Origin of the sequence: Shewanella sp. SG41-3, assembly GCF_014164545.1 — a bacterium.
GTDB lineage: Bacteria > Pseudomonadota > Gammaproteobacteria > Enterobacterales > Shewanellaceae > Shewanella > Shewanella vesiculosa.
Genome location: NZ_JACJFJ010000002.1, coordinates 557179 through 580492 on the forward strand (window position 1 = coordinate 557179; position 23314 = coordinate 580492).

The 23314-nt window shown below is 43.3% G+C and carries 19 protein-coding genes; 7 read left to right on the forward strand and 12 right to left on the reverse strand.

Translation table 11 applies throughout. The annotated features are described in order from the left end of the window. Nucleotides 1–73 precede the first annotated feature (73 nt). Nucleotides 74–1864: an assimilatory sulfite reductase (NADPH) flavoprotein subunit gene (locus tag H5164_RS05685; protein WP_182755178.1), complete on the reverse strand. Its 1791-nt coding sequence runs from the start codon at nt 1862–1864 to the stop codon at nt 74–76. A gap of 467 nt (nt 1865–2331) precedes the next feature. Between H5164_RS05685 and H5164_RS05690 the strand changes: the two genes are divergently transcribed. From H5164_RS05690 to H5164_RS05705, 4 genes are all read left to right on the forward strand, one after another. Further along, the gene (locus H5164_RS05690) at nt 2332–3861 is read left to right on the forward strand and encodes a Re/Si-specific NAD(P)(+) transhydrogenase subunit alpha (protein ID WP_182755180.1); all 1530 of its coding nucleotides are present in this window, start codon (nt 2332–2334) and stop codon (nt 3859–3861) included. Nucleotides 3862–3872: 11 nt separating this feature from the next. Next, nucleotides 3873–5357: a Re/Si-specific NAD(P)(+) transhydrogenase subunit beta gene (gene pntB, locus H5164_RS05695; protein WP_124015424.1), complete on the forward strand. Its 1485-nt coding sequence runs from the start codon at nt 3873–3875 to the stop codon at nt 5355–5357. A gap of 95 nt (nt 5358–5452) precedes the next feature. Then, entirely contained in the window at nt 5453–6469 is a 1017-nt protein-coding gene (locus tag H5164_RS05700; RefSeq protein ID WP_124015423.1) for a sensor domain-containing diguanylate cyclase, read from the forward strand. 427 nt (nt 6470–6896) lie between these two features. Continuing rightward, nucleotides 6897–7598, forward strand: a complete 702-nt coding sequence (locus tag H5164_RS05705) for a DUF3581 domain-containing protein (RefSeq protein ID WP_182722614.1) — start codon at nt 6897–6899, stop codon at nt 7596–7598. Between the two features lie 217 nt (nt 7599–7815). Here the strand turns inward: H5164_RS05705 and H5164_RS05710 are convergent, their stop codons facing one another. From H5164_RS05710 to hldE, 3 genes are all read right to left on the reverse strand, one after another. After that, entirely contained in the window at nt 7816–8286 is a 471-nt protein-coding gene (locus tag H5164_RS05710; protein WP_182755182.1) for a TetR/AcrR family transcriptional regulator, read from the reverse strand. A gap of 236 nt (nt 8287–8522) precedes the next feature. Further along, nucleotides 8523–9503, reverse strand: a complete 981-nt coding sequence (locus H5164_RS05715) for a hypothetical protein (RefSeq protein ID WP_182755184.1) — start codon at nt 9501–9503, stop codon at nt 8523–8525. A gap of 3 nt (nt 9504–9506) precedes the next feature. Further along, on the reverse strand, nt 9507–10937 hold the full coding sequence (hldE, locus tag H5164_RS05720; protein WP_182697596.1) for a bifunctional D-glycero-beta-D-manno-heptose-7-phosphate kinase/D-glycero-beta-D-manno-heptose 1-phosphate adenylyltransferase HldE: 1431 nt from the start codon (nt 10935–10937) through the stop codon (nt 9507–9509). A gap of 103 nt (nt 10938–11040) precedes the next feature. Between hldE and H5164_RS05725 the strand changes: the two genes are divergently transcribed. From H5164_RS05725 to H5164_RS05735, 3 genes are all read left to right on the forward strand, one after another. Further along, nucleotides 11041–11967, forward strand: a complete 927-nt coding sequence (locus H5164_RS05725; protein WP_182755186.1) for an LpxL/LpxP family Kdo(2)-lipid IV(A) lauroyl/palmitoleoyl acyltransferase — start codon at nt 11041–11043, stop codon at nt 11965–11967. Nucleotides 11968–12321: 354 nt separating this feature from the next. After that, the gene (locus tag H5164_RS05730) at nt 12322–12996 is read left to right on the forward strand and encodes a nucleoside-diphosphate sugar epimerase (RefSeq protein WP_182755187.1); all 675 of its coding nucleotides are present in this window, start codon (nt 12322–12324) and stop codon (nt 12994–12996) included. Between the two features lie 104 nt (nt 12997–13100). Further along, nucleotides 13101–13271, forward strand: a complete 171-nt coding sequence (locus H5164_RS05735) for a helix-turn-helix domain-containing protein (protein ID WP_124015416.1) — start codon at nt 13101–13103, stop codon at nt 13269–13271. A gap of 185 nt (nt 13272–13456) precedes the next feature. Here the strand turns inward: H5164_RS05735 and nqrF are convergent, their stop codons facing one another. The 8 genes from nqrF to H5164_RS05775 all read right to left on the reverse strand — a co-directional run bounded on the left by nqrF (nt 13457) and on the right by H5164_RS05775 (nt 23160). Beyond that, nucleotides 13457–14674, reverse strand: coding sequence for an NADH:ubiquinone reductase (Na(+)-transporting) subunit F (nqrF, locus tag H5164_RS05740; protein WP_124015415.1), 1218 nt, complete (start codon nt 14672–14674; stop codon nt 13457–13459). Nucleotides 14675–14698: 24 nt separating this feature from the next. After that, complete coding sequence (gene nqrE, locus H5164_RS05745) at nt 14699–15307, reverse strand: NADH:ubiquinone reductase (Na(+)-transporting) subunit E (RefSeq protein WP_124015414.1); 609 nt, start codon at nt 15305–15307, stop codon at nt 14699–14701. A 9-nt stretch (nt 15308–15316) separates the two neighbouring features. After that, nucleotides 15317–15937 carry an NADH:ubiquinone reductase (Na(+)-transporting) subunit D gene (locus tag H5164_RS05750; protein WP_124015413.1) on the reverse strand — a complete coding sequence of 207 codons (621 nt, stop codon included), beginning with the start codon at nt 15935–15937 and terminating at the stop codon, nt 15317–15319. Beyond that, entirely contained in the window at nt 15938–16705 is a 768-nt protein-coding gene (locus H5164_RS05755) for a Na(+)-translocating NADH-quinone reductase subunit C (RefSeq protein ID WP_182722607.1), read from the reverse strand. After that, nucleotides 16695–17909, reverse strand: coding sequence for an NADH:ubiquinone reductase (Na(+)-transporting) subunit B (locus tag H5164_RS05760; protein ID WP_124015411.1), 1215 nt, complete (start codon nt 17907–17909; stop codon nt 16695–16697). Before H5164_RS05760 ends, H5164_RS05755 begins: the two co-directional genes overlap by 11 nt. Then, nucleotides 17909–19288, reverse strand: coding sequence for a Na(+)-translocating NADH-quinone reductase subunit A (locus tag H5164_RS05765; RefSeq protein WP_124015410.1), 1380 nt, complete (start codon nt 19286–19288; stop codon nt 17909–17911). Before H5164_RS05765 ends, H5164_RS05760 begins: the two co-directional genes overlap by 1 nt. A gap of 363 nt (nt 19289–19651) precedes the next feature. Next, a complete protein-coding gene (locus H5164_RS05770) occupies nt 19652–21346 on the reverse strand; it encodes a heme ABC transporter ATP-binding protein/permease CydC (protein WP_182741118.1) in 1695 nt (564 codons plus the stop codon). A gap of 35 nt (nt 21347–21381) precedes the next feature. Next, nucleotides 21382–23160 carry a heme ABC transporter permease/ATP-binding protein CydD gene (locus tag H5164_RS05775; protein WP_182755189.1) on the reverse strand — a complete coding sequence of 593 codons (1779 nt, stop codon included), beginning with the start codon at nt 23158–23160 and terminating at the stop codon, nt 21382–21384. Nucleotides 23161–23314 lie beyond the last annotated feature (154 nt).

Genomic DNA, 23314 nt, shown 5'->3' on the forward strand with positions numbered 1-23314 from the left:
GGCCTCTCTTAATTCTGTTCAATTCAGTAGTGCGATTGGGTTGCTAGATTTGCGCTAACAACCGAGGTCGAATTTAGTACACGTCTTTTTGGTAGCGTTTTTCACTACGTAGTGTTTCAAAGTAAGCTTCTGCGTCATCAGCACTTAAGCCACCCTGTTCAACCGCAATATTGACTAATGCTTGATGGACATCTTTTGCCATACGTTCTGCATCACCACAGATATACACATGGGCGCCATTTTGTAGCCACTGCCACAACGTTTCGGCTTGTTCTGCAATGCGATGCTGAACATACACTTTATGAGCTTGATCGCGTGAGAAAGCCACATCTAAACGCGATAAATCGCCATTTTTAAGATACTGCTGCCACTCAACTTGGTACAAGAAATCTTGTTCAAAATGCGGGTTACCAAAGAATAACCAGCTATCACCCGAGGTGCCGTCAGCAGCACGTTGCTGCATAAAGGCGCGGAAAGGCGCAACACCAGTACCAGGACCCACCATGATCACCGGTGTGTTTGGATTTTCGGGTAAACGGAAATGGTTATTAGACTCAACATAGACCTTAACGTGTTGGCCTTCTTCAGCCGAGGCTAAGAAATGCGATGCCCCACCAAAACGAGCTTGGCCTTGACGTTCGTCTTCAACCAACGCGACCGTTAAGTGTACTTCTGCTTCCACTTCGGCTTGGCTAGAGGCAATTGAATATAAGCGTGGCGTGATTGGGCGCAACATATCAACTAACTGTGTCGCGCTTACCTTTGCCGGATAAGCAGCCACTAAATCGGCAAATTGATGTTTAATAATAAACTGTCTGATCTGTTCTTTGTCTTCACAAATGGCAGCAAGTTGTGCATTACCACTCAACTCAGCCCATGTTTTCACTAAGCCTGGGTATAGCTGAGTTAATTCTTTCTTATCGGTTAACGCAGCTTTTAATGATAGTGACTCTTTCGACACTGTGACATTATCGTCTGCAGCTAAACCGAGCGCGGCGATCACTTCATCAACAAGTACTTCGTTATTGCTAAACCACACACCTAACGCATCGCCGACTTGATAAGTTAATCCCGACTCGCCTAAGTCAATTTCAACATGGCGTACATCACGATCAGAACCTCGACCAGTAATTTTTTGGCTTACCAATACTTCCGCGGTATAGGGATTTTGCTTGGTGTATTCACTTTCACCCGTAACAGATGCGGCACCAATTGACACTACATTTGCACTTGAGGCTTGAATGTACGGCTTAACAGTTTCGACAACACTGTCCTGCCATTGTTGTGAAATATCTTCATAGTCAACATCACATTCTACCAAAGGTAATAATGATGTTGCCCCTAATGCACTTAAACGCGCATCAAAGTCTTTACCTGTTTGGCAGAAAAACTCATAGCTTGAATCACCTAGCGCTAACACAGAATAATGTAGCTTATCTAGTTTAGGGGCACGCTTTGAAGCTAAAAACTTGTGTAACTCAATGGCATCATCAGGCGCTTCACCTTCACCATGAGTGCTGACAACTAATAGCAAGATGGTTTCTTGCTTTAACTGACGCACATTGTATTCACCCATTGATGTCAAATTAACCGCATAACCTTGCGCCTGCGCTTTAGCCGCTAACTCTTTGGCAACACCACGGCCGTTACCCGTTTGGCTACCGTATAAAATCGTAACTGTTGGGGCTGTACTTGTCTCTGCTGTCGTCTCGACACCGCTTTGACCATGATTAGCACTCGCCGCTAGATAACCGCTGACCCATGCGAGCTGAACTGAAGATAATTCTGATGTGAGTTGTTTTAGCTTATCGATTTGTCCTTGAGACAAAGGCGAAGCTAAAGCTGAAAGTTCTTTTAACAACATAAGACGGCCTTATAACAGTGTAATGTGGAACAGCTTACTCCTGAGTATCAAAACAAAAAAAGAATAAAAGATAATTTTTTATTCCATTTAGGAATATGCAAAGTTGTTTTTTTAAGCTACAAAAGTGTGGCGCAGTTAAAAGTTTTTAAATTACCTCTATTTAAAACCAAGTAATTAGCCCAAAGGCACTTGTACCGAACACGCTTCCTGTCGCAAGCTAGGAGGTTCAATTAACTGATGAATAATGTTCAGCTTGATTGTTCTCTGAGTAAAACGACGTGCAAATACAATGTAACTATGTCAGCGTAAAGCCATTGATTAAATAGTTTACCCGACTTCAATGTTTACATGCTGCACTTTTTCTATCATTAAAGTGTCCATGTTAGGCTGTAATACTCAAACGGAATGGTCTATTGGTGGGGAACAACAATAGACGGGTCTTTTTTATCAACCATCAGGAAACAGTCATGCAGATTGGAATACCGAGAGAAAGTATCGAAGGTGAAACTCGAGTCGCTGCGACTCCAGCCACTGTGATACAACTAATAAAACTCGGCTTTAGTGTGGCAATTGAAGCACAGGCAGGTGTGAAATCAAGCTTCGATAATGCTGCATTTGAAGCCGCTGGGGCAGATGTTGTCGACAGCGTCTATCAAGCGGACTTTATTTTTAAAGTCAATGCGCCAAGTGATGAAGAAATCGCTCAAATGAAGCCAGGCACTACCCTGGTAAGTTTTATTTGGCCAGCACAAAACCCTGAGCTTGTTGAAAAACTGTCAAGTCACGATATTACTGTGATGGCGATGGACATGGTGCCGCGTATCTCACGCGCACAATCACTCGATGCTTTATCATCGATGGCCAACATTGGTGGTTATCGCGCGGTGATCGAAGCCGCTCACGAGTTTGGTCGTTTCTTTACTGGGCAAATTACCGCCGCAGGTAAAGTACCACCAGCCAAAGTATTAGTTATTGGTGCTGGTGTAGCCGGTCTTGCCGCTATTGGCACTGCAGGCTCGCTAGGCGCCATAGTACGCGCATTTGATACTCGCCTTGAAGTGGCTGAGCAAATTGAGTCAATGGGCGGCAGTTTCTTAAAGCTTGAATTTGAAAATAAAGAAGGCGGATCGTCAGACGGCTACGCAAAAGTGATGTCAGAAGAATTTATAGCCGCTGAAATGGCGCTCTTTGCCGAACAAGCTAAAGATGTCGATATTATTATCACCACCGCATTAATTCCGGGTCGCCCGGCGCCAAAACTGATCACCAAAGACATGGTCGATACCATGAAACCTGGCTCAGTGATTGTTGATTTAGCGGCAGCCACGGGCGGTAACTGTGAATATACCGTCACTGGTGAGCGCTTTATTACTGACAACGGCGTCAAGGTATTAGGTTATACCGACCTGCCAGGTCGTTTACCGGCGCAATCGTCACAACTTTATGGCACTAACTTAGTCAACTTGATGAAGCTAATGTGTAAAGCCAAAGACGGTAACGCAGTACTCGATTTTGATGATGTAGTAATGCGCAATATGACCGTGACCCGTGGCGGCGAAATTACTTTCCCACCACCAGCGATTTCAGTGTCTGCCGCGCCGCAAAAACCAGCTGCCAGCATCGAGCCTAAAGCGGCAAAAGTCGATAAGGCACCGTCAAAACTTAAATACATTTTAGGTGTGTTAGGTCTTGCCGGCTTTGCAGCAGTCGCTTCGGTTGCCCCCGCTGAGTTCTTGTCGCATTTCACCGTGTTCATCCTAGCCTGTGTGGTGGGTTATTACGTGGTGTGGAATGTGTCGCACTCATTGCATACGCCGTTAATGTCGGTCACTAATGCGATTTCAGGCATTATTGTGGTCGGGGCGTTATTGCAAATAGGTCAAGGTTCAGCATTAGTCACGGCGCTTGCGTTTGTCGCGGTGCTTATTGCCAGTATCAACATCTTTGGCGGGTTTACCGTCACTCAGCGTATGCTGAAGATGTTCCGTAAAGATTAAGGAGTCATATCGTGTCTCAAGGACTGGTTACAGCATCTTATATCATTGCCGCGGTGTTTTTTATTCTCAGCTTAGCTGGATTATCAAAACAAGAAACCGCCAAGAATGGTAATTTATTTGGCATTATCGGGATGGCGATTGCACTCATTGCCACCATCCTCAATCCTGCTACAAGCGGCGTAGAATGGATTATTCTTGCCATGGTTATTGGTGGATCGATTGGTATTCGCTTAGCATTAAAAGTTGAAATGACTGAAATGCCAGAGCTAGTGGCTATTTTGCATAGCTTTGTGGGCTTAGCGGCAGTATTAGTTGGCTTTAATAGCTTTATTGATATTCAGCCACATGAAGTGTCGGAAATTGTCGTCGTTATGGGGCAAGATCTCAACACTACGCTCGAAACCGCAAAAGCGGCATTTGCCCAAGCAAGTCAAGCTCAACAAACACAGCATTTAACCGGCGCCATGCTTAACATTCACTTGGTCGAAGTGTTTTTAGGTATCTTTATTGGTGCAGTCACCTTCACAGGTTCGATTGTGGCTTTTGCTAAGCTACGTGGTTTGGTGTCATCAAAAGCATTAATGCTGCCGCATCGTCATAAATTAAATTTATTGGCTGTTGTGGTGTCGTTTATTCTGATGGTGCTATTTGTTCAAGCTGGCGGTGCAATCACACCACTGATTCTGATGACATTAATTGCGTTTGCATTTGGTTGGCATTTAGTCGCATCAATTGGCGGTGCAGACATGCCAGTTGTGGTGTCTATGCTGAACTCATATTCAGGTTGGGCAGCAGCAGCGGCCGGTTTCATGCTATCAAATGACTTACTGATTGTCGTCGGTGCGCTTGTGGGCTCGTCGGGTGCAATTCTGTCTTACATTATGTGTAAAGCAATGAACCGCTCATTTATTTCAGTTATTGCCGGTGGTTTTGGTAATGACAGTGTTGCCTCTTCAGGCGATGACACTGTTGGCGAATACCGTGAAACAACCGCTGAAGATGTCGCTGATATGCTAAAAGCATCTGATACCGTCGTTATCACCCCTGGCTATGGCATGGCAGTGGCTCAAGCTCAGTACCCTGTAGCTGAAATCACTAAAAAGCTGCGAGCGTTAGGTATAAAAGTGCGCTTTGGTATTCACCCTGTAGCAGGTCGTTTACCTGGTCATATGAACGTACTTCTTGCAGAAGCTAAAGTGCCTTATGACATAGTGCTGGAAATGGACGAAATCAACGAAGACTTTAGCAGTACTGATACTGTGCTAGTCATAGGTGCCAACGATACGGTTAACCCCGCAGCGATGGAAGATCCAACTAGCCCTATCGCGGGCATGCCAGTATTAGAAGTATGGAAAGCACAAAATGTCATTGGCTTTAAACGTTCAATGAATACGGGTTATGCCGGTGTACAAAATCCATTGTTCTTCAAAGACAATACGCAAATGTTGTTTGGTGATGCTAAGGACAGTGTTGAGGCGATTCTTAAAGCCTTATAAGGTTATCTTTTAATGCTAAAATACCAGCAGCTTGCTGGTATTTTTTTGTTTAAGAACCCGCTAAACTAGAACGATTAGACTCTATAGGATTATTGATGACACCGCAGGACGTCATTACTCAATTACAGCTTGAACTTGCGCAACAAGAGCAAAAAATCAAGCAATTAGAGTATGAAAATAATCGGCTTACTCTATTGAATAAACGAGTAAACGAACAACTCAGTGCCACGCTTGATCGCACTGGCTTATGTTTGTGGGAGCAACATATTCCCACAGGCAATTTAACTATTTTTAATCAACAATGGGGACACCTGCTCGGTTTTACTCGCGAAGAGCTGCCCGCCCATATCGACAGCTGGAAAAACAATCTCCACCCTGAAGATAAAAACTGGGTTATCCAGGCCTTTGACAACCATGTTGCAGGTAAAGCCGAAACCTATCACGCCGTGCACCGGATGATACACAAAGATGGCAGTGTTTCTTGGGTTTCAGACCGTGGCCGTATTGTTGAATATGACATTGACGGTAAACCGCTGCGCATTATGGGCACCCATATTGATGTCACTAAAGAAAAACGTTACGAGGAAGATCTCGCTAAGCGAGCTCATCGTGATCAGTTAACTCATCTCCTCAATCGAAATGCTCTCATCGAAGTATTTGAGCAAGGAAGAAAAGCTAACCCTCCCCATAAGGGCGCCCTTTGCTTCATCGATTTAGACGGTTTTAAGATGATTAATGATCGCTTAGGACACAGATATGGCGATAGCATATTAATCCATGTCGCAGATCATATTTGCCAGGTATGTGAGCAGATTTTTAGTACTACTGATAGCGCCCAGTCTCAACATCACTATGTGGCTCGATTTGGTGGTGATGAGTTTGTTATTTTAGCCCATTCCAATAACGTTGAATTATTAACAACCATGGCTAAAACATTGTTATCACATTATCAACACCCCATAGAATTAGAGGGAGAAACCATTAAAATTGGCCTCAGTATTGGTATCAGTCTGTTTGATGAGTTAGACCATTTTTCGAATGTTTGCGAGCAGGCTGATAAAGCCATGTACAGTATTAAAAAAGATGGCAAACATAACTTCTTATTTTGGTAAATACGACTCTAAAGTAGCCAGCCTTGGTAACTTAAGCCTTAACATGAGGATGATTAATCTCAATTCGCTTAAGCGTTCAAGTTAATTAAATAAGCCAATCTTATGCGACTAGGATATGCTGCAGACTTAAAAGATGAGTTCAACGCAAAAGCCTAACTGGACAAAATAGGTAAGGAATTGATATATATGGAAATGCATTATTATCTGTCACTAAAAGCCATCTTAAACCGTTACCATGCTTAGCCTAATCTGGCTATCGACATAGTCATCGGGTGAGTGTATTTGGCGTTTTACAGTAAACTCTCGCTCAACTACTGATTTTATTAATTACTTTGTTTGCCCTACGCTTTCGCTTTCTTGTTACTGAATGTTGAGTAACAAATACCATATGCGACAGCAGGCAACTGACCAATAAGAATTATTGTTTATGTTTTTATCACCTTATTTTACCAAGCAAGATCAAAGCGTATTTATTTCGGCTCAACAAGCCAGTGACTTCGCAAAAAAAATCGCTGGCGATTTTAATCCTATCCATGATGTGGGCGCTAAACGTTTTTGCGTACCGGGCGATTTATTGTTTGCCCTCGTGCTGACCCAATATGGCTTAAGCCAAAATATGCAATTTAAGTTTGCTGGCATGGTAGGTGACAATGTTGAACTTCACGTTGATAAGAGTGTTGGCGAAAAATTTAGTATTAGTGACACCAAAGGTAAAGAATATCTGCATATTCAACGTCAAGGTGAAGTGTGTAAATGTGATATACAAACTGCCGCATTCATTCAAAGCTATGTGGCTTTTTCAGGCTTAAATTTTATTCATGTACTCGTGCCAATGATGAAGCAATACAAGGTAATGATTAACCCTGACCGTCCATTAGTCATTTATGAAAGTATGTCTTTTCATTTAGATAACTTTGATTTCAGTACCATCAGTTTGCATTTGGTTAAGCAAAACTTAGTCATTGATGGTAAGCGTGGTGATGTTACCCTTACCTTTGAACTGCAAAGCGAAGGCAAGGTTATCGGTAGCGGCGTAAAAACATTAGTATTAAGTGGATTACGTGAGTTTGATGACGAGAAAGCGCAAGACATGTGTGACAGATACGAAAGCAGAAGCTGGCATAAATAAACAGTAACTTCATCGTAGAAGAAATACCATACCGTAATGATATCTGCTCGATTCAGTATATTGAAGGCTCAGATGCCAATACGGGATGGTTGTTTCGATGCGGTATTGATCATAATGTCAATTTGAACATCGATTTGTTACTAACAGGGTAAAAATTTAAATAGCCAAACATTTGGTGCATATAACAACTTAGTCAAATATTGTGTATGACTTATTGTTAATCTACGCTGCCATCTTGCAATAAAACCAATGCACTATTGCCGATAAGTTGTTCAACGCATTGGCGTCCTTTCTCAGCAAAATGACTCATAGCAACCTCACTCACAACATTAAGCGAATTTAGCTTTTTGATGTTTTCATCAGTACTGGCACATAAACTGAAAAACAGTTGTAAAACTGCTTTTCGATCAGGTTGTTGCATCACTTCTCCCCATGATTGCTCTAATACCTCTAGCGAAGAGAAATCGAGTCCATCAATAAAAAACTGCCCAATACGTTGATCTAAACGCACTAGGAATTCTGTTTTACGAGGAAAGTGATGACTAATACCCGTACGACTGATCCCGGTGGCAGCAGACAGCGTGGTATACGACATCGCCTCAAAACCAATCGTGAGTATTTGTTTAAAGGCTTCATCTAAAATTTGGTTAACGGTTAACTCAGTTTCAACTCGCGAACGTTTGGCCATAAACTTGGTCTCTCTAATTATTTTTGGTGCAAGAGCTTACCAGACCAAACTAGAAAATTCTGCTATGAATTAGCAAATTTACAACATATTTAACCGTACAATATCCAGATAGACAGGATAAAACAGAACATTATCGCGATAACGATTTATTTACCTCTTTAAAATCAAAGGTTATTAGAAAACACTATAGAATGAACTGCATACGGTAAAAAATAGGCGCAATAAGCGTTTACAAACTACTTTACCGTTGAGAATTGATTTTTCAACCATCGCTGGGATTCAGCCTTACCCATTAAACGATCCAAAGTCGGTGACAACACTTGGATGAGTTCGGGCTGACGCCAAAATATATACCCAGGTAGAGACTGAACTGCGCTAAAAGTACGTTGGACTAAGCTAGAAAATTCGCCCATGTCACGCGTAGACCATAGCGGCATCAATGGATAAACTGCGGTGATAAAATCTTCATAGCGAGTAAAATCGAGCAATTGCTGGGCATTATAATGGCTGAGCACTATTTGAAGTTGTGGTGCACTCCAATGTGACAAATTACCGCTGTCATTAATAAGTGCCAGATTACGTCGATGAAACTGCTGCCAAGCTAAATCGAGCTGATGATAATGCTGCGCAATCTGCCATAGAAGATACAAATCGGCTAGCCACTCATGCTGATATTCGCTTAAAGAGGAAGGTAAAATAGTGCCTTGCAAGGTAATATTATATAAATGACCTATTTCATGCCACAAGGTTAATTGGGCCTGTTTCACTAATGGCAATTGATAAGTGACTAGACCAATAGAGCCACTCTGCTCGAGCATGTCTCTAGCACGATTAATCACAATAACCCCTGCTACAGTGTCATGTTCAGCAACCAGTACCATCGCACTTTTACGCCCAATCGCGCGGCGAATATTGGCAACAGAAAAAGCCGTTTGTTGTTGTAATGAAGCAGGCAGTAACCCGACACACAGCTCAAGAGCAGGTAAATAACACACGAGTGCTTGTTTGGAGGCGACGGGGGTAAAATAAGCTTGGCGAATCGTCTGATCCGCCAAACTATCTACTGCACTGATCTGAGTGGTGATGACAGGGTCTATCGCCACAGATTGACTGACACTTAGCTGCCCGGCATTAACAAAGTGACAAACCAATAACATTGCGCAAGCAAGGCTAAAGCTTAATAACTTGAGTAATGCCCCTTGCCAGTATCTAAGCATCGACTACTTTTGTGACATAATATTTTGAATAATGGCAGTAGTGGACACCCCATCTTCAAATCCAAGCACCTCAACCTTACCGCCAGCGGCAATGACTTCAGCCCCGCCCGCAATGTCTTCCACTTTATAATCGCCACCTTTAACCAATGCATCGGGTAACAAGCGCGCAATAATCCGTTGTGGTGTATCTTCAGAGAATGGCACAACCCAATCTGCCGATGCGAGTCCCGCTAACACAGCCATGCGACGATCAACAGGGTTAACCGGACGTCCTGGGCCTTTTAAGCGTGTTACCGAGCTATCATCATTAACAGCCACGATAAGACGATCGCCCAAGGCTTTGGCTTGTTGTAAATAGCTCACATGGCCAGCATGGAGAATATCAAAACACCCATTGGTCATGACAATGCGCTCACCGCGTAAACGGGCCTGATCCATGGCATAAGCTAATTGATCTTCAGTCATTACGCCAAAGCCAGACTCGCCATGATTCAGCGCCAGTGCCTGAATCAGTTCAATACGGCTTACCGTTGATGTACCTAACTTACCCACAACCACACCTGCGGCAGTATTGGCAATCGCGCAAGCTTGCGCCAAAGTTGCACCTGCGGCAATCGAAGTTGCTAAAGCAGAAATCACCGTATCACCTGCACCCGTAACATCGTGAACCTCACGGGCAACGGTTGGGATGTGCAATTCTGGTTGGTCTTGCGACACTAACGTCATCCCCTTTTCTGAACGGGTCACTAAAATCGCGCCAAAATCGTGTAACTTAATCAGTTTTTGGGCTTTTTCGATTAAATCATCTTCGCTAGTAACGCTACCAACAACCGCTTCAAACTCACTCATGTTTGGCGTAATTAATGATGCGCCATGATAACGGGCAAAATCATGTCCCTTAGGGTCAACTAAAACGGTTACCCCTTTAGCACGAGCTTTAGCGATAAACTCTTTCGGTTCATCGATAGCACCTTTGGCGTAATCTGACAGCACCAATACGTCAATATTATCTAAAATGACTTCGCTTTGAGCGAATAATGCTTGGCTCGTGGCTTTATCAAATTGCTCTTCAAAATCTAAGCGGATCAACTGCTGATTACGTGACAATACGCGCAATTTAGTAATCGTCGGCTTGTCTGCTACCGTTAACCACTGCGGTTCAACGCCAAACACTTTTACCCCTTGGGTTAATGCTTGTGCGGTTTCATCTTGACCGACAATGCCCGCTAACTGGACATGTCCACCTAATGTCGCAATGTTTAATGCCACGTTGGCGGCGCCGCCGGGTCTATCTTCAATTTGATTAATTTTAACAACAGGTACAGGGGCTTCGGGTGAAATGCGTCCCGTAGGGCCTACCCAATAGCGATCTAACATCACATCGCCAATCACTAAAACGCGCGCATTTTCAAAAGCTGGGAGAGAAACCTTCATGGTGTATTCGCTGTCTTGTAAAATTTAACCGTGATTGTACCTAATTTTCATCAAAATATGAGGTAGAATAACAAATAATTTTTGTGAACTAGACGAGTTGTCCGTGGTCGAGAAAGCCGAATTTTCTTCTGATTTATATCATCCTAAACACTGGCCTATGTGGTTTGGCGTCGGTTTAATGCGTTTAACTTTGCTATTACCTCTGTCTTGGCAAATGAAAATCGGCCGTGGCATTGGTCGATTAGTCATGAAAGTGGCGGCCGGAAGAACCCACACCGCTAAGCGTAATATCGATTTATGCTTTCCAGATATGAGCGATGCTGACAAACAGCAACTGCTTGAACGGACTTTTGAAGAAACCGGTAAAGCGGTATTTGACACCATTAACGCATGGTGGTGGTCCAACGAACGCGTGCAACAACACATGACCATTAAAGGCACTGAGCATGTTAGCCAAAGTTTAGACAATGGCAAAGGGGTGATTTTATTTGCAGTGCATTGTTTACCACTTGAAATGGGCGCGCGAATATTTGGCCAGTTTGCCCCGGGAATTGGCGTGTATCGTCCACATAACAATCCGGTGATGGAATACTTACAAGTTAAAGGTCGCTTACGTTCAAATAAAGGCTTAGTGCCTAAACGTGACGTTCGGCAAATGATCCGCAGTTTGCGCAGTCCTGATGTTATTTGGTACACCGCCGATCAAGATTTTGGTCGTTCGAGCGCCGTATTTATCCCCTTTTTTGGCGTACCCGATGCCGCCACAATTACAGGTGTAACGTCACTGGCAAGACTCGGTAAAGCCAATGTGGTGCCTTTTTTTGTTGAACGTAATAGCGATGATAAAGGCTATACCCTTGAAATCATGCCGCCTTTAGAGAATTTTCCTGGCGACAATGAAACAGACGACGCCATTCGTGGTAACCAGATTGTTGAACAGCTGATTAGCCGCAATAAAGCTCAATATATGTGGCTACATCGTCGTTTTAAAACTCGTCCAACAGAAGATACCCCATCGTTATATGACTGATGTGAGTTAATTGAGTGAGATGTTTGCTTATAAAGCGCCTTTGGGCGCTTTTTTTTATCGCCTCATTATGCCATGAGTTATCTCAAGGCCATCTAAATAACCGCACTTAGGCACAATGAGTGCTCCACCCCAGACAAATAACCCTCCAAGCATCTCACCCATAAAATCAATCTAGGTTTGGTCGTGCAGCTAAATAGGCTAAAAATCTTAACCCTCTCGAGTCAACGCTCACGTTTAGGGGGCTAATATTGTGTGAGCAAACCGAACAATAATAACGATTAAAATATTCTTATTGAAACCGTTAAGACGACAGATTAGAGTTTAGCCAGTGTGTTTAGCTTTCTAAAGGATTATATGATTGCAGCAATTATAGGTGCGACGGGGTTAGTGGGTAATGCCTTGTTAACTCGCATCATTGAAAGTGAACAATACAGTAAAGTCTTGGTCATTGGCCGTTCGGAACCTAATTTAGTAGAACACCAATTTGGTGAACAAAAGGTGCAGTTTATTGGCTGCCAACTTGACGAGTTACATGAGCTTACCTTGGACGAAAAAGTTGATCATGCATTTTGCTGTTTGGGCACCACAATCAAACAAGCTGGCAGTGAAGAGGCCTTTATACAAGTCGATAAATTAGCCGTAGTAGCGTTTGCGAAACTCTGCCAAGCACAAGCGAATCCTGCGCTTAAATTTATGGTGGTAACTGCATTGGGCGCGGACGCTAAATCAACTGTGTTTTATAATCGAATTAAAGGTGAAGTCGAGCAAGCACTGAAGGCATTATCTTTACCCGTTCTGAATATTTTTCAACCGAGCTTATTATTAGGACCGCGAACGAATAGGCGTTTACTGGAAGATATTGGCCAAACCATTTTTGGTGGCCTATCATTTTTATTTATCGGACCTCTTCGTCAATATCAACCCATTGATGCGAAAATGGTCGCAGAGTCGATGTATCAGGTCGCGTTAAAGCCTCAGGTAGCCCCTGCGACTCAGATCATCAATAATGCCATGATGCATCGTTATTAAGACTACTCTCGACAACTAGGTACGTTTATGACAAGTTAATACACATGTTGTTCAATGTTAATAACGTAACGGGTAAAGATAACCATAACGTAAGGAGAATGAGCATGAGTGATGATAACGATTTAACCTTAAATGAAGTCTGTGAAATACTCGACAAAAGCCCTACTACGATTAAGCGTTATGCTCGCGAAAATTTACTGCTTACTGAACAAAACGGTAACGTACTTAGTTTTAGCAAAGCCGAGGTGATGCGTTTAGCATGTTCTGAACGATAATCCTTTGTTTACCTCTATGACTAAAAATCCCCAAACTGTTAAAACAGTATGGGGATTTTTATTAGCGCGTTAATATGAGTACTCTGTGACTAACGAGATGGTGATTAACGAGTGGGTTATTAAACCAGTCTTTTACGCCACAATCCTGCACAAGATTGCCCCATAAGGCACGCATCACACAACAACTAATCGCCAAAGTCATCAAGTAAGATATTTTCCGACTCAACCCCTAAACTTTCTAGCATGGCTATCACTGATGCGTTCATAATCGGAGGACCACACATATAAAATTCGCAGTCTTCTGGCGCTTTATGCTGCTTTAGGTAATTTTCGAATAACACATTATGAATAAAGCCGGTATACCCCGTCCAGTTATCTTCAGGAAGTGGATCAGACAAAGCAACATGCCATACAAAGTTGTCGTTTTCAGCGGCTAGTTGATCAAAATCTTGCTGATAGAACACTTCACGAGTTGAACGAGCACCATACCAAAAGCTCATTTTGCGCTTGGTTTTGACACTTTTTAGCTGATTAAAAATATGCGACCGCATCGGTGCCATACCAGCACCACCACCAACAAACACCATTTCAGCATCAGTTTCTTTGACAAAAAACTCACCGAATGGGCCAGAAATGGTCACCTTATCGCCCGCTTTTAAATTAAAAATATACGACGACATTTTACCTGGTGCCATACCTGCTTTAGGCGGCGTTGCAATACGCACGTTTAGCATTATCATCCCCTTTTCATCGGGGTAATTGGCCATTGAATAAGCCCGTAATACGTCTTCATCAACGGTAGACACTAAATCAAACAAACCGTACTTAACCCAGTCACCACGATACTCCTCTGGAATATCAAAATCGGCATAACGTACTTCATGAGCCGGTGCTTCAATTTGAATGTAGCCACCTGCTTTAAATAATACCTCTTCACCGTCGGGGATTTTTAATAACAGTTCTTTAATAAATGTCGCTTGGTTATTATTTGAAATAACCTCACATTGCCATTTTTTAACCCCAAAAATTTCTTCATCAACCTCAAGATCCATGTCGGTTCGCACTGTGACTTGGCAAGCCAATCGGCAACCATCTTTGGCTTCTTTTTTAGTAATATGATCAAGTTCAGTTGCTAAAATATCACCACCGCCTGATTTAACTTTCACGCGGCATTGGCCACAAGTCCCACCACCACCGCAAGCCGATGGAATAAAAATATTCTGCCCAGATAATGCGCCCAATAGCTTGTCACCCGCAGGAGTTCGTACACTTTTGCTGGCATCACCATTAATGCTGATAGTAATATCATCAGTGTTCACTAACTTACTTTTGGCAGCTAAAATTACCACCACTAGCAAACTTACCACTATGGTAAACATGCCAATACCTATTGCCATTTCCATTAAATAACCCTTCTCTTTACTGCGTTATAACGTAATGCCCGCAAATGACATAAAGCCCAGAGCCATCAAGCCGGTGGTAATAAAGGTGATACCAATACCTTGTAACCCATCAGGAATAGCATGAAACTTCATGCGCTCACGCAATCCCGCTAATAACACAATCGCCATCGCCCAACCCACAGCTGAACCCGCCGCAAATACCACAGACTCAGTAAAGTTATAGTCACGGTTAGCCATAAAAATGACCCCTGCGAAAATGGCACAATTCACCGTTAATAACGGCAAAAAGATCCCCAATGACTGATATAACGTTGGAATATAACGGTCTAAAAACATTTCTAAAATTTGCACTAACGCAGCGATTACCCCAATAAAGGTAATCAACTGTAAATAGCTTAAATTCAGCTCAGGAAACCCAGCCCAAGCTAATGCGCCTGGAGCTAAGATATTGACGTAGATAATTTGGTTTAATGGCACTGCCAGCACCATGACCACAATCACTGCAACGCCTAAACCAAATGCAGTAGAAACCTTTTTCGACACGGCTAAAAAAGTGCACATACCCAAGAAAAATGACAGCGCCATATTGTCGATAAACGCCGCTTGGATAAATAAATTAAGATAGTGTTCCATGCTGTTTCCTTATCCGCGCTTACGCTGAATGATTTTAATGACCCAAATCATCACGCCAATTAAAAAGAACGCGCTGGGTGGTAAAGTGAACATCTCATTGGCAAGATACCAACCGCCATTCTCAATAGTGGTAAATATGCTGTGACCAAACAAACTGCCACGACCCAGAAGCTCACGAATAAACGCTACTCCCATTAAAATTAAGCCATAACCCAAGGCATTGCCCAAGGCATCAAATACGGCTAAGTGAGGAGGATGTTTCATGGCAAAGGCTTCTGCGCGGCCCATAATGATACAGTTAGTGATGATCAAACTGACAAACACCGACAGCTGTTTTGACAATTCATACGCCACATCTTGTAACACCATATCGACAATAATCACCAACGAGGCAATCACCGTCATTTGCGCAATGATCCGTACACTATTAGGAATAAAATTGCGGATACTGGAGATAATCAAGTTAGAAAATACCAACACAAAGGTCACAGCAAGTGTCATGACGAATGCGGTTTGCATCGAATTACTGACCGCTAAAGCCGAACAGACACCTAATACCTGCATTGCCACTGGATTATTAGCAAAAATAGGTGATGTCAGGATCTCGCGAGTTGAAGTGGTATTACTCATTTACTTACCCTCCGCAGCTAACGTGTGTAGATAGGTTTGGTATCCTTCTACGCCAAACCAAAACTCGACTAAGCGCTGAATGCCAACACCTGAACGAGTAGCACCACTTACGCCATCAATACCGTGAATGTCACCGTCTTTGGCGCCGCCTTTAATCACTTTAATGGCAATTTTACCTTTATCATCAAATAGCTTTTTACCTTGCCACAAAGCTAACCACTGTGGGTCGGTAATGAAATCTGCAATACCAGGGGTTTCACCATGTTCATAAAACACGATATTTTCGATAGTGTTTAAGTCGGGTTTTATCGCCATATAACCGTAAATAATCGACCATAAACCTTTGCCATAAATCGGCATAACAATGCTGGCAAGTTGACCATTAGTGTCATACACCTCAAAAATACGAATGTCAGTCGCCATGGTTTTAATTTTGGCGATATCCTTTTTCGGCTTGATAGACGTTTCTGGGTTAATCGATGCCATGCGTTCGTCAAAATCTAGTAAATTGGCTTTTTCAGTGACCTTGCCGGTCGCTAAGTTAACCATCTTAGGTTTCACTCGTTGAGCAAATAACTCACTAAAGTCACCTTGACTAATGTCGATATCTGCTGCCTTTAACACAAACTGCTGCACTTCTTCGCGCTTTTTAGCCAACTTACGCTCTTTTAAGATCTCAACGGTACCTGTGATCATAAATGAGCAAACTAGGCTTAAAATGATAATAAAAACCATTGTTCCAGCGATGCTATCTTTCTTAAAGGCCATGACGTTTTAGTCTCCGTTTAATATTGGCACGTGCAACTAAGTAGTCGAATAACGGTGCCCATAAATTAGTAAACAAAATAGCCAACATAATGCCCTCGGGCATTTTTGTATTCAGTAAGCGAATAATAATGGTCATAAAACCAATCATAAAACCATAAGCAAACTTGGCTTTACGGGTATATGATGCCGTTACTGGATCGGTGGCCATAAACATCATTCCCAATGCAAAGCCACCAGTGACTAAGTGCCATGTCCACGGCATTGCCGCCATCGGATTTCGGCTAGAACCAAAGTAGTTAAACAGCACCACGGTAATGATCATTCCCAGCATCACACCAGCTACCACACGCCAATCAGCTACGCGAGTCAGCAATAAAATACCGCCACCAATTAAAATGGCTAAGGTGCTGGTTTCACCAACCGCGCCTGGAGTAAAGCCTAAAAAGGCATTCCACCAACTGGTGTCGGTCAACACACTAAACCAACTCACATCGATAAAGCTTAATTTTTTTGCCGCGGTAAGGGTTAATGTGGTGGCTCCAGAAAAGCCATCAACGGCCACAAACTGACCTAACGCCACCACCTCTGTTGGATATGCAAAATAAATAAACGCATAGCCTGCTAACGCAGGGTTTAAAAAGTTATACCCCATGCCACCAAACATTTCTTTGGCCACGACCACCCCAAAACTAAGACCTAAAGCCACAATCCATAAAGGTGTCGATATCGGTAAAATGAGAGAGAACAATAACGCAGTGATAAAGAAGCCTTCGTGCAGTTCTTGGCGGCGCACTTTGGCAAACACCACTTCCCACATCAAACTGACCACCAACGCCGTTAAGTAAAATGGCACATAAAAACTGGCACCATAGGCGAACAAACTGATCAAGCCTGCGCTTTCTGTGAGTGGGCCGAACAATAAGTTATAAAAGGCAAGTTGCCATACATCCGGCTGTGTTGCCCCGGCAATAATAGCCATTTGAGCTTGCAGGCCAATGTTGTACATACCCACTAACATGGCAGGGAATAAACACATGCCCACAATGTGCATAGTACGTTTAACATCAATAGCATCACGAATATGCACATCACCTTTGGTGCTGCGGCCATTGGCGATCCACAACGATCGTAAATAGCTGCGCATCGAGTCGCCATGAGCGTAATAGCTGTCTTGTTTGCTGGGCTTTTTCTGTTGCTGACTCATTAACCTTCCCTCTCGATAATATCTAGGCAAGCACGAAGTTCTTTGCCAAAGTCATATTTTCCTGGGCACACAAAGGTACACAAGGCTAAATCTTCTTCGTCGAGTTCTAATGCGCCAAGCAATTGCGCTTCATCGGTATCTCGCACCACTAAATCGCGTACTAATAAGATGGGTAAAATATCTAATGGCATTACGCGGGCGAGTTGGCCATAGGCCATCATTGCGCGCGGAGATCCACCAGCATGGGTGGTAAAATCGAAGAGTTTTTTGGTATGACTAAAACCTGACATCATGATGCCGGTAAGGGAAAACTTACTGCTATCGTGGCGAACCCAAGGCAACAATTCTTGACGTTCATTTTCAGTCAATACACTGATTTGATTATGGAATCGGCCAAGATAATCATAAACATCTACCGCGGTATGGCCAGACAACACTGAACCCGACACTATCCGTGATTGTTGTTGATTAATTTCATCTGTAACCCATTCACTGAGTTTGGCGCCCATTTGGGTGCGCACTAGTCGTGGTTTTAACACGTTAGGGCCAGCTAATGCCACGATGCGATCGGTATACAGCTCGCCAGTTAAAAACAGTTTTCCAAAGGCGATCACGTCTTGATAACCCACATGCCATACTTGGCGTTCAATACTGGCGGGTAACAAATAATGAATGTGGGTGCCGACTAATCCGGCCGGATGCACGCCGTTAAAGCGGTGCACACTCACTTTTGATAAGTCGTATTCGCTAGCTGCATCAGCTAATAATGAGGCACCATCGTCTTGGCATAAATACACTTGACCGCTTGTCAAAAACGTTAAGGCAAATAATCCTGCTTGAAAAGCCTGTGCTTGAGTGGCAATGATGACCCGTGGGTCTGGCGCCAGAGGATTAGTATCAACAGCGGTAACAAATATACCAGCAGGAGCGACATCTAATTGAGGTACGCGAGAAAAAGGACGTGTCCGCAACGCGGTCCATAAACCACTGCGAACTAAACCGTCTTTAACGGTTTGATTTGATAGCGCATGAATATCTACTGATCCAAGAATAATGGCAGGATCTTGCTTAGCATCGCAATCAATCACCACCGACTGCAGCACGCGACGGTCTCCGCGATTAATCGCGCAAACAACTCCGCTTGCAGGCGCGGTAAATAATACGCCAGGGGTTTTCTTGTCTTCAAACAGCACTTGGCCTTTGACGACCTTATCGCCGACTTCAACCAACATCGTTGGTTTTAAACCCACATATTCCTCACCAATTAACGCAACTTGGGTCGTTTTAGGGGCGTCATCGATTTGCTGCAGCGGTTCTCCAGCAATCGGGATATCAAGTCCGCGCTTAATAGTTATTACTGGATTGGTAACACCAGCCATCACATTCACCATCTAAAAATATTCGATAGCTAATGTTATATGTTTGCAACTACTAATATAGTAACTAAGATCACACTCCGGGCGAGGACTGTAATTTTGAAACATAACTGAATAGCAAAAATGTGAACCCGGTCAATTTATCATTCAGGATAAAACAATTTATGTAATTTTAATGTCAAAATGGTTTGTACATTCAAACTTGGTCACGCGGCTTGGTGGCCACAATCCTAGGCACAAATACTCACCTTAAATCTATAGTCAATTAAGGTATTCCCCTTAACATATCCGCGCAAAACACCAGTAAAATGAAAGAGTATAGTGAATGCCGGATAACATTTAAGCCCAACAATAACCTTACATGAATCAGTTAGATTGCCGTATCAATCGGCCTTGTTCTAACAGGTACACGGCATCCATTTGCTCTAAAGCCGTTAAACGGTGGCTGATCATTAATAGCGTTTTGTGCTGAGCAAAATCGAGTAACACTTTAAGAATCTCACGCTCAGTTCGTTTATCAAGTCCTTCTGTCGGCTCATCTAGCAGTAACAAAGGAGCATCACGTAATAGTGCTCGAGCTACGCCAATTCTGCGCTGTTCGCCACCGGATAATTGCCGGCCGCCTTCACCTATCCAGCAATCTAATGGTGTATCACCTTGCAATAAGGTTTGCAGGCCCACTTTATCTAATACTTCAATAAAACGTTGATCATGGGCTTTTTTGGCTTCGCCTTGTAAGTACGGCAACGCCAAAGCTAAATTGTCACGTAACGTACCGGAAAACAGATAAATACGTTGGCTTACAACAGTCATTGCTGCCCGTAAATTAATATCGCTATAGTCACTTATTGGTTGACCATCAAGCGTAATCGCTCCCTGCTGCGCCGCCCAATCACGGGTAATCAATCCCAATAAACTTGATTTACCACACCCTGTAGGCCCCAAAATAGCAACTTTCTCACCGGCATGAATGCTCAAATCTAAGCCTTGCAACACCGGAGAATGGCTATGATAACCAAAGTGAATATCAGTGATCTGCAAGGCCCCATGATAGGCTTGCAAATCACTATTAAGATTAAATACTACACTCGGTGTTTGCTCGGTAATTTCAGTCACCCTTCGCGCGGCAAGTACTGTGCTTGATAAATGTTGAAATGCACCCGCTATCGGCATCATCATTTCAAGGCTGGCCATAGTGGCAAATACCATAAGCGCCATCAAAGGTCCTGGAGGCGAGAGCTCACCCACACCTTGACCAGCAAAATACAACATAAGCACAACGGCAGTGCCATTGATTAATATCAATAACGCTTGGCTTAAGCCAGTGATATTGGCCATCGTCGTTTGCTGGCTAAATAAACTGTGCTGTGCTTGCTCAAGCTTAGCCAAATAGCGCTGATTAGCGCCAAATATACTTAGCTCAGCTTGCCCCTGAATAACATCAAGCAACTCTATTCGATATTGCCTTTGTGCCTGCATTAGTACTTGTCCTGGTGCCTTACCTAAATAATAAAATACCAGTGGTAAGATAAGCCAAGCGGCCAGTAATAAGGCACATAAACTTAAGGCTAAATGGCTATCAAACCATCCAAGAAATACCAACAAAGTGCCAATCATCATCAAGGACGCGGCCATTGGAGTGAGCAGGCGTAAATAGAGGTGATCTAAGGTATCAATATCCGCCACTAAACGATTGAGTAAATCTCCGCGGCGTAAACCTTGTAAGTTAGCCGCACTCAAAGGCAACAATTTATTCCATGCCCAAACACGCAATTGGGTCAACAATTTAAAGGTTGCTTCATGTGTGGCTAAGCGCTCACCATAACGGCTTGCCGTGCGGGCGATAGAGAAAAATCGCACCCCTCCGGCAGGAGTAAAAAAGTTAAACGTTTGCGCGGTTACTACCGTCAATCCCGCTACAGCACTGGCAGATAAAAACCAGCCAGATAATGACAATAAACCAATCCCTGTCAGTAAAGTGATAAATGTGAGTAACAGTCCGACTAACATCATCAACCACTGGCGGCGAAACAAAGCAACAAAAGGGCGTAATACTTGGATAATACTGCGCGGGGTGGCGTCAACGGGTTGCGACATTAGCACACCTCCTGTTGTTGATTAATCATTTGCGACAATAAGCCGTCAACCTGTTGTAAATCATTAACATGGCCTTGTTGCACAACGCATCCTTTCTCCATCACCAAAACACAATTCATACTGTGTAAATCGTCTAATTTATGGGTCACAGTTAATGCCGTTACCGACTGCATCGCGGTATTTAAGGCGGCCAGCACCGATTGCTCACTTTGAGTATCTAAACTGGCTGTGGGTTCATCTAATAAAAATAACTTTGCTGGTTGCGCTAACGCCCGAGCTAAAGCAAAACGCTGCGCTTGGCCTACCGATACGCCAGCACTTTGATCACTAATAACTAAATCGAGCCCTAATGGATGTTGGATAACAAACTCGCTGATATTGGCCTGTTCAAGCAACGCCATAATCTGTTCATCGTTCAATTGTGGGTTGGCCAAAGCAACGTTTTCTCTCACAGTGCCATGAAATAATTGCGGGTCTTGGCCTAACCAAGCCAGATGTTGACGCCATTGCGCCACATTAAGCTGTGATAACTCATGACCATTAATCAGTAATGAGCCTTGATAAGGTAAAAAGCCTAGTAAGGCATTAAGCAAACTGGTTTTGCCTGCGCCACTGGGGCCAACTATCGCCCACTGCTCACCAGCTGGTAACGTAAAGGATATCGGCCCAGCTAAACGCTGGCCATCTAGGCTAAACACTTCAACGCCAATAGCTTGAATACTGATACTGCTAGCAGAAAAAGCCATAGTTTCTGAGGTAGGTTCGACATTAGTAGGTGTACTGACTTGATAATCAAGCAACTCGACCAGCGCTTCAGCAGCACCTATGGCTTGAGCTTTGGCATGATAATGAGTGCCTAAATCACGCAGTGGTTGATAAAACTCTGGCGCTAAAATGAGCACAAACATACCGGTAAATAAACTAATGGGTACGCCATAATGACCAAAATCTAAATGGTCTAAATAACTAAAGCCAAAATACACCGCCAATACCGCAATCGACACCGCAGCAAAGAACTCTAAAACCGCTGAACTAAGAAAAGCCAAGCGTAATACCGACATAGTTCTAGCTCGAAAATCTTCCGAGGCGTGTTCAATATTAACTAACTCAGCCTCACCACGATTAAACAGCTTTAAGGTTTGCAGCCCTTTTAATCGATCCATAAAGTAGCCACTTAAACGCGACAACGCCTGCATATTTTTACGATTGGCATCAGCCGCCCCCATGCCAACTAAAATCATAAACAGCGGAATTAATGGTGCGGTAGCCAACAAAATGATCCCCGCGGCCCAATTTAGCGGAAACACGCACACTAATATCAATAAAGGAATAAACCCGGCTAACATCATCTGCGGTAGATATTTAGCATAAAAGTCATGTAAATCTTCAACCTGTTCAAACACTAAGGTTGCCCAAGCACCAGCAGGTTTTCCTTTAATAAATACTGGCCCTAAGGCAACTAACTTATTAAGTACGGCTTGGCGTATATCTTCACGTAAACGTTTACCGGCCTCAAAGCTTATCCGTTCACGTACTTGTGCTAACAATGCGCGTATCAATAACAAAGCGGTAAGCGCAAAGAACTCGCGACTCAGTGCTGCGGGAGCGGCCATATCAATAATCACCCCCTGCAAAATTTGCGCAATAAACAAGGCTTGCCCCACTATTGCGATGCCATTTAGCACGCCACACAACACAGATAATTTGAGGAAAATACCACAAGAGGATTGCTGACTTTTGAGCCATTTGGCTAATGACTTTTCTAACGACTTGTCCATGAAACTCCGGTAGCGTTATCGATGACCACTTTAAGCACGCAGTATCGCAGTACTGGCGTTGAGTTAACACTTAAAGCAGTGTAAATGTTATCTGATTCACATTTTGCTAATAAAGGCTTATGTAAAGATTAAATTTAGCGACATTGTGGCTAAA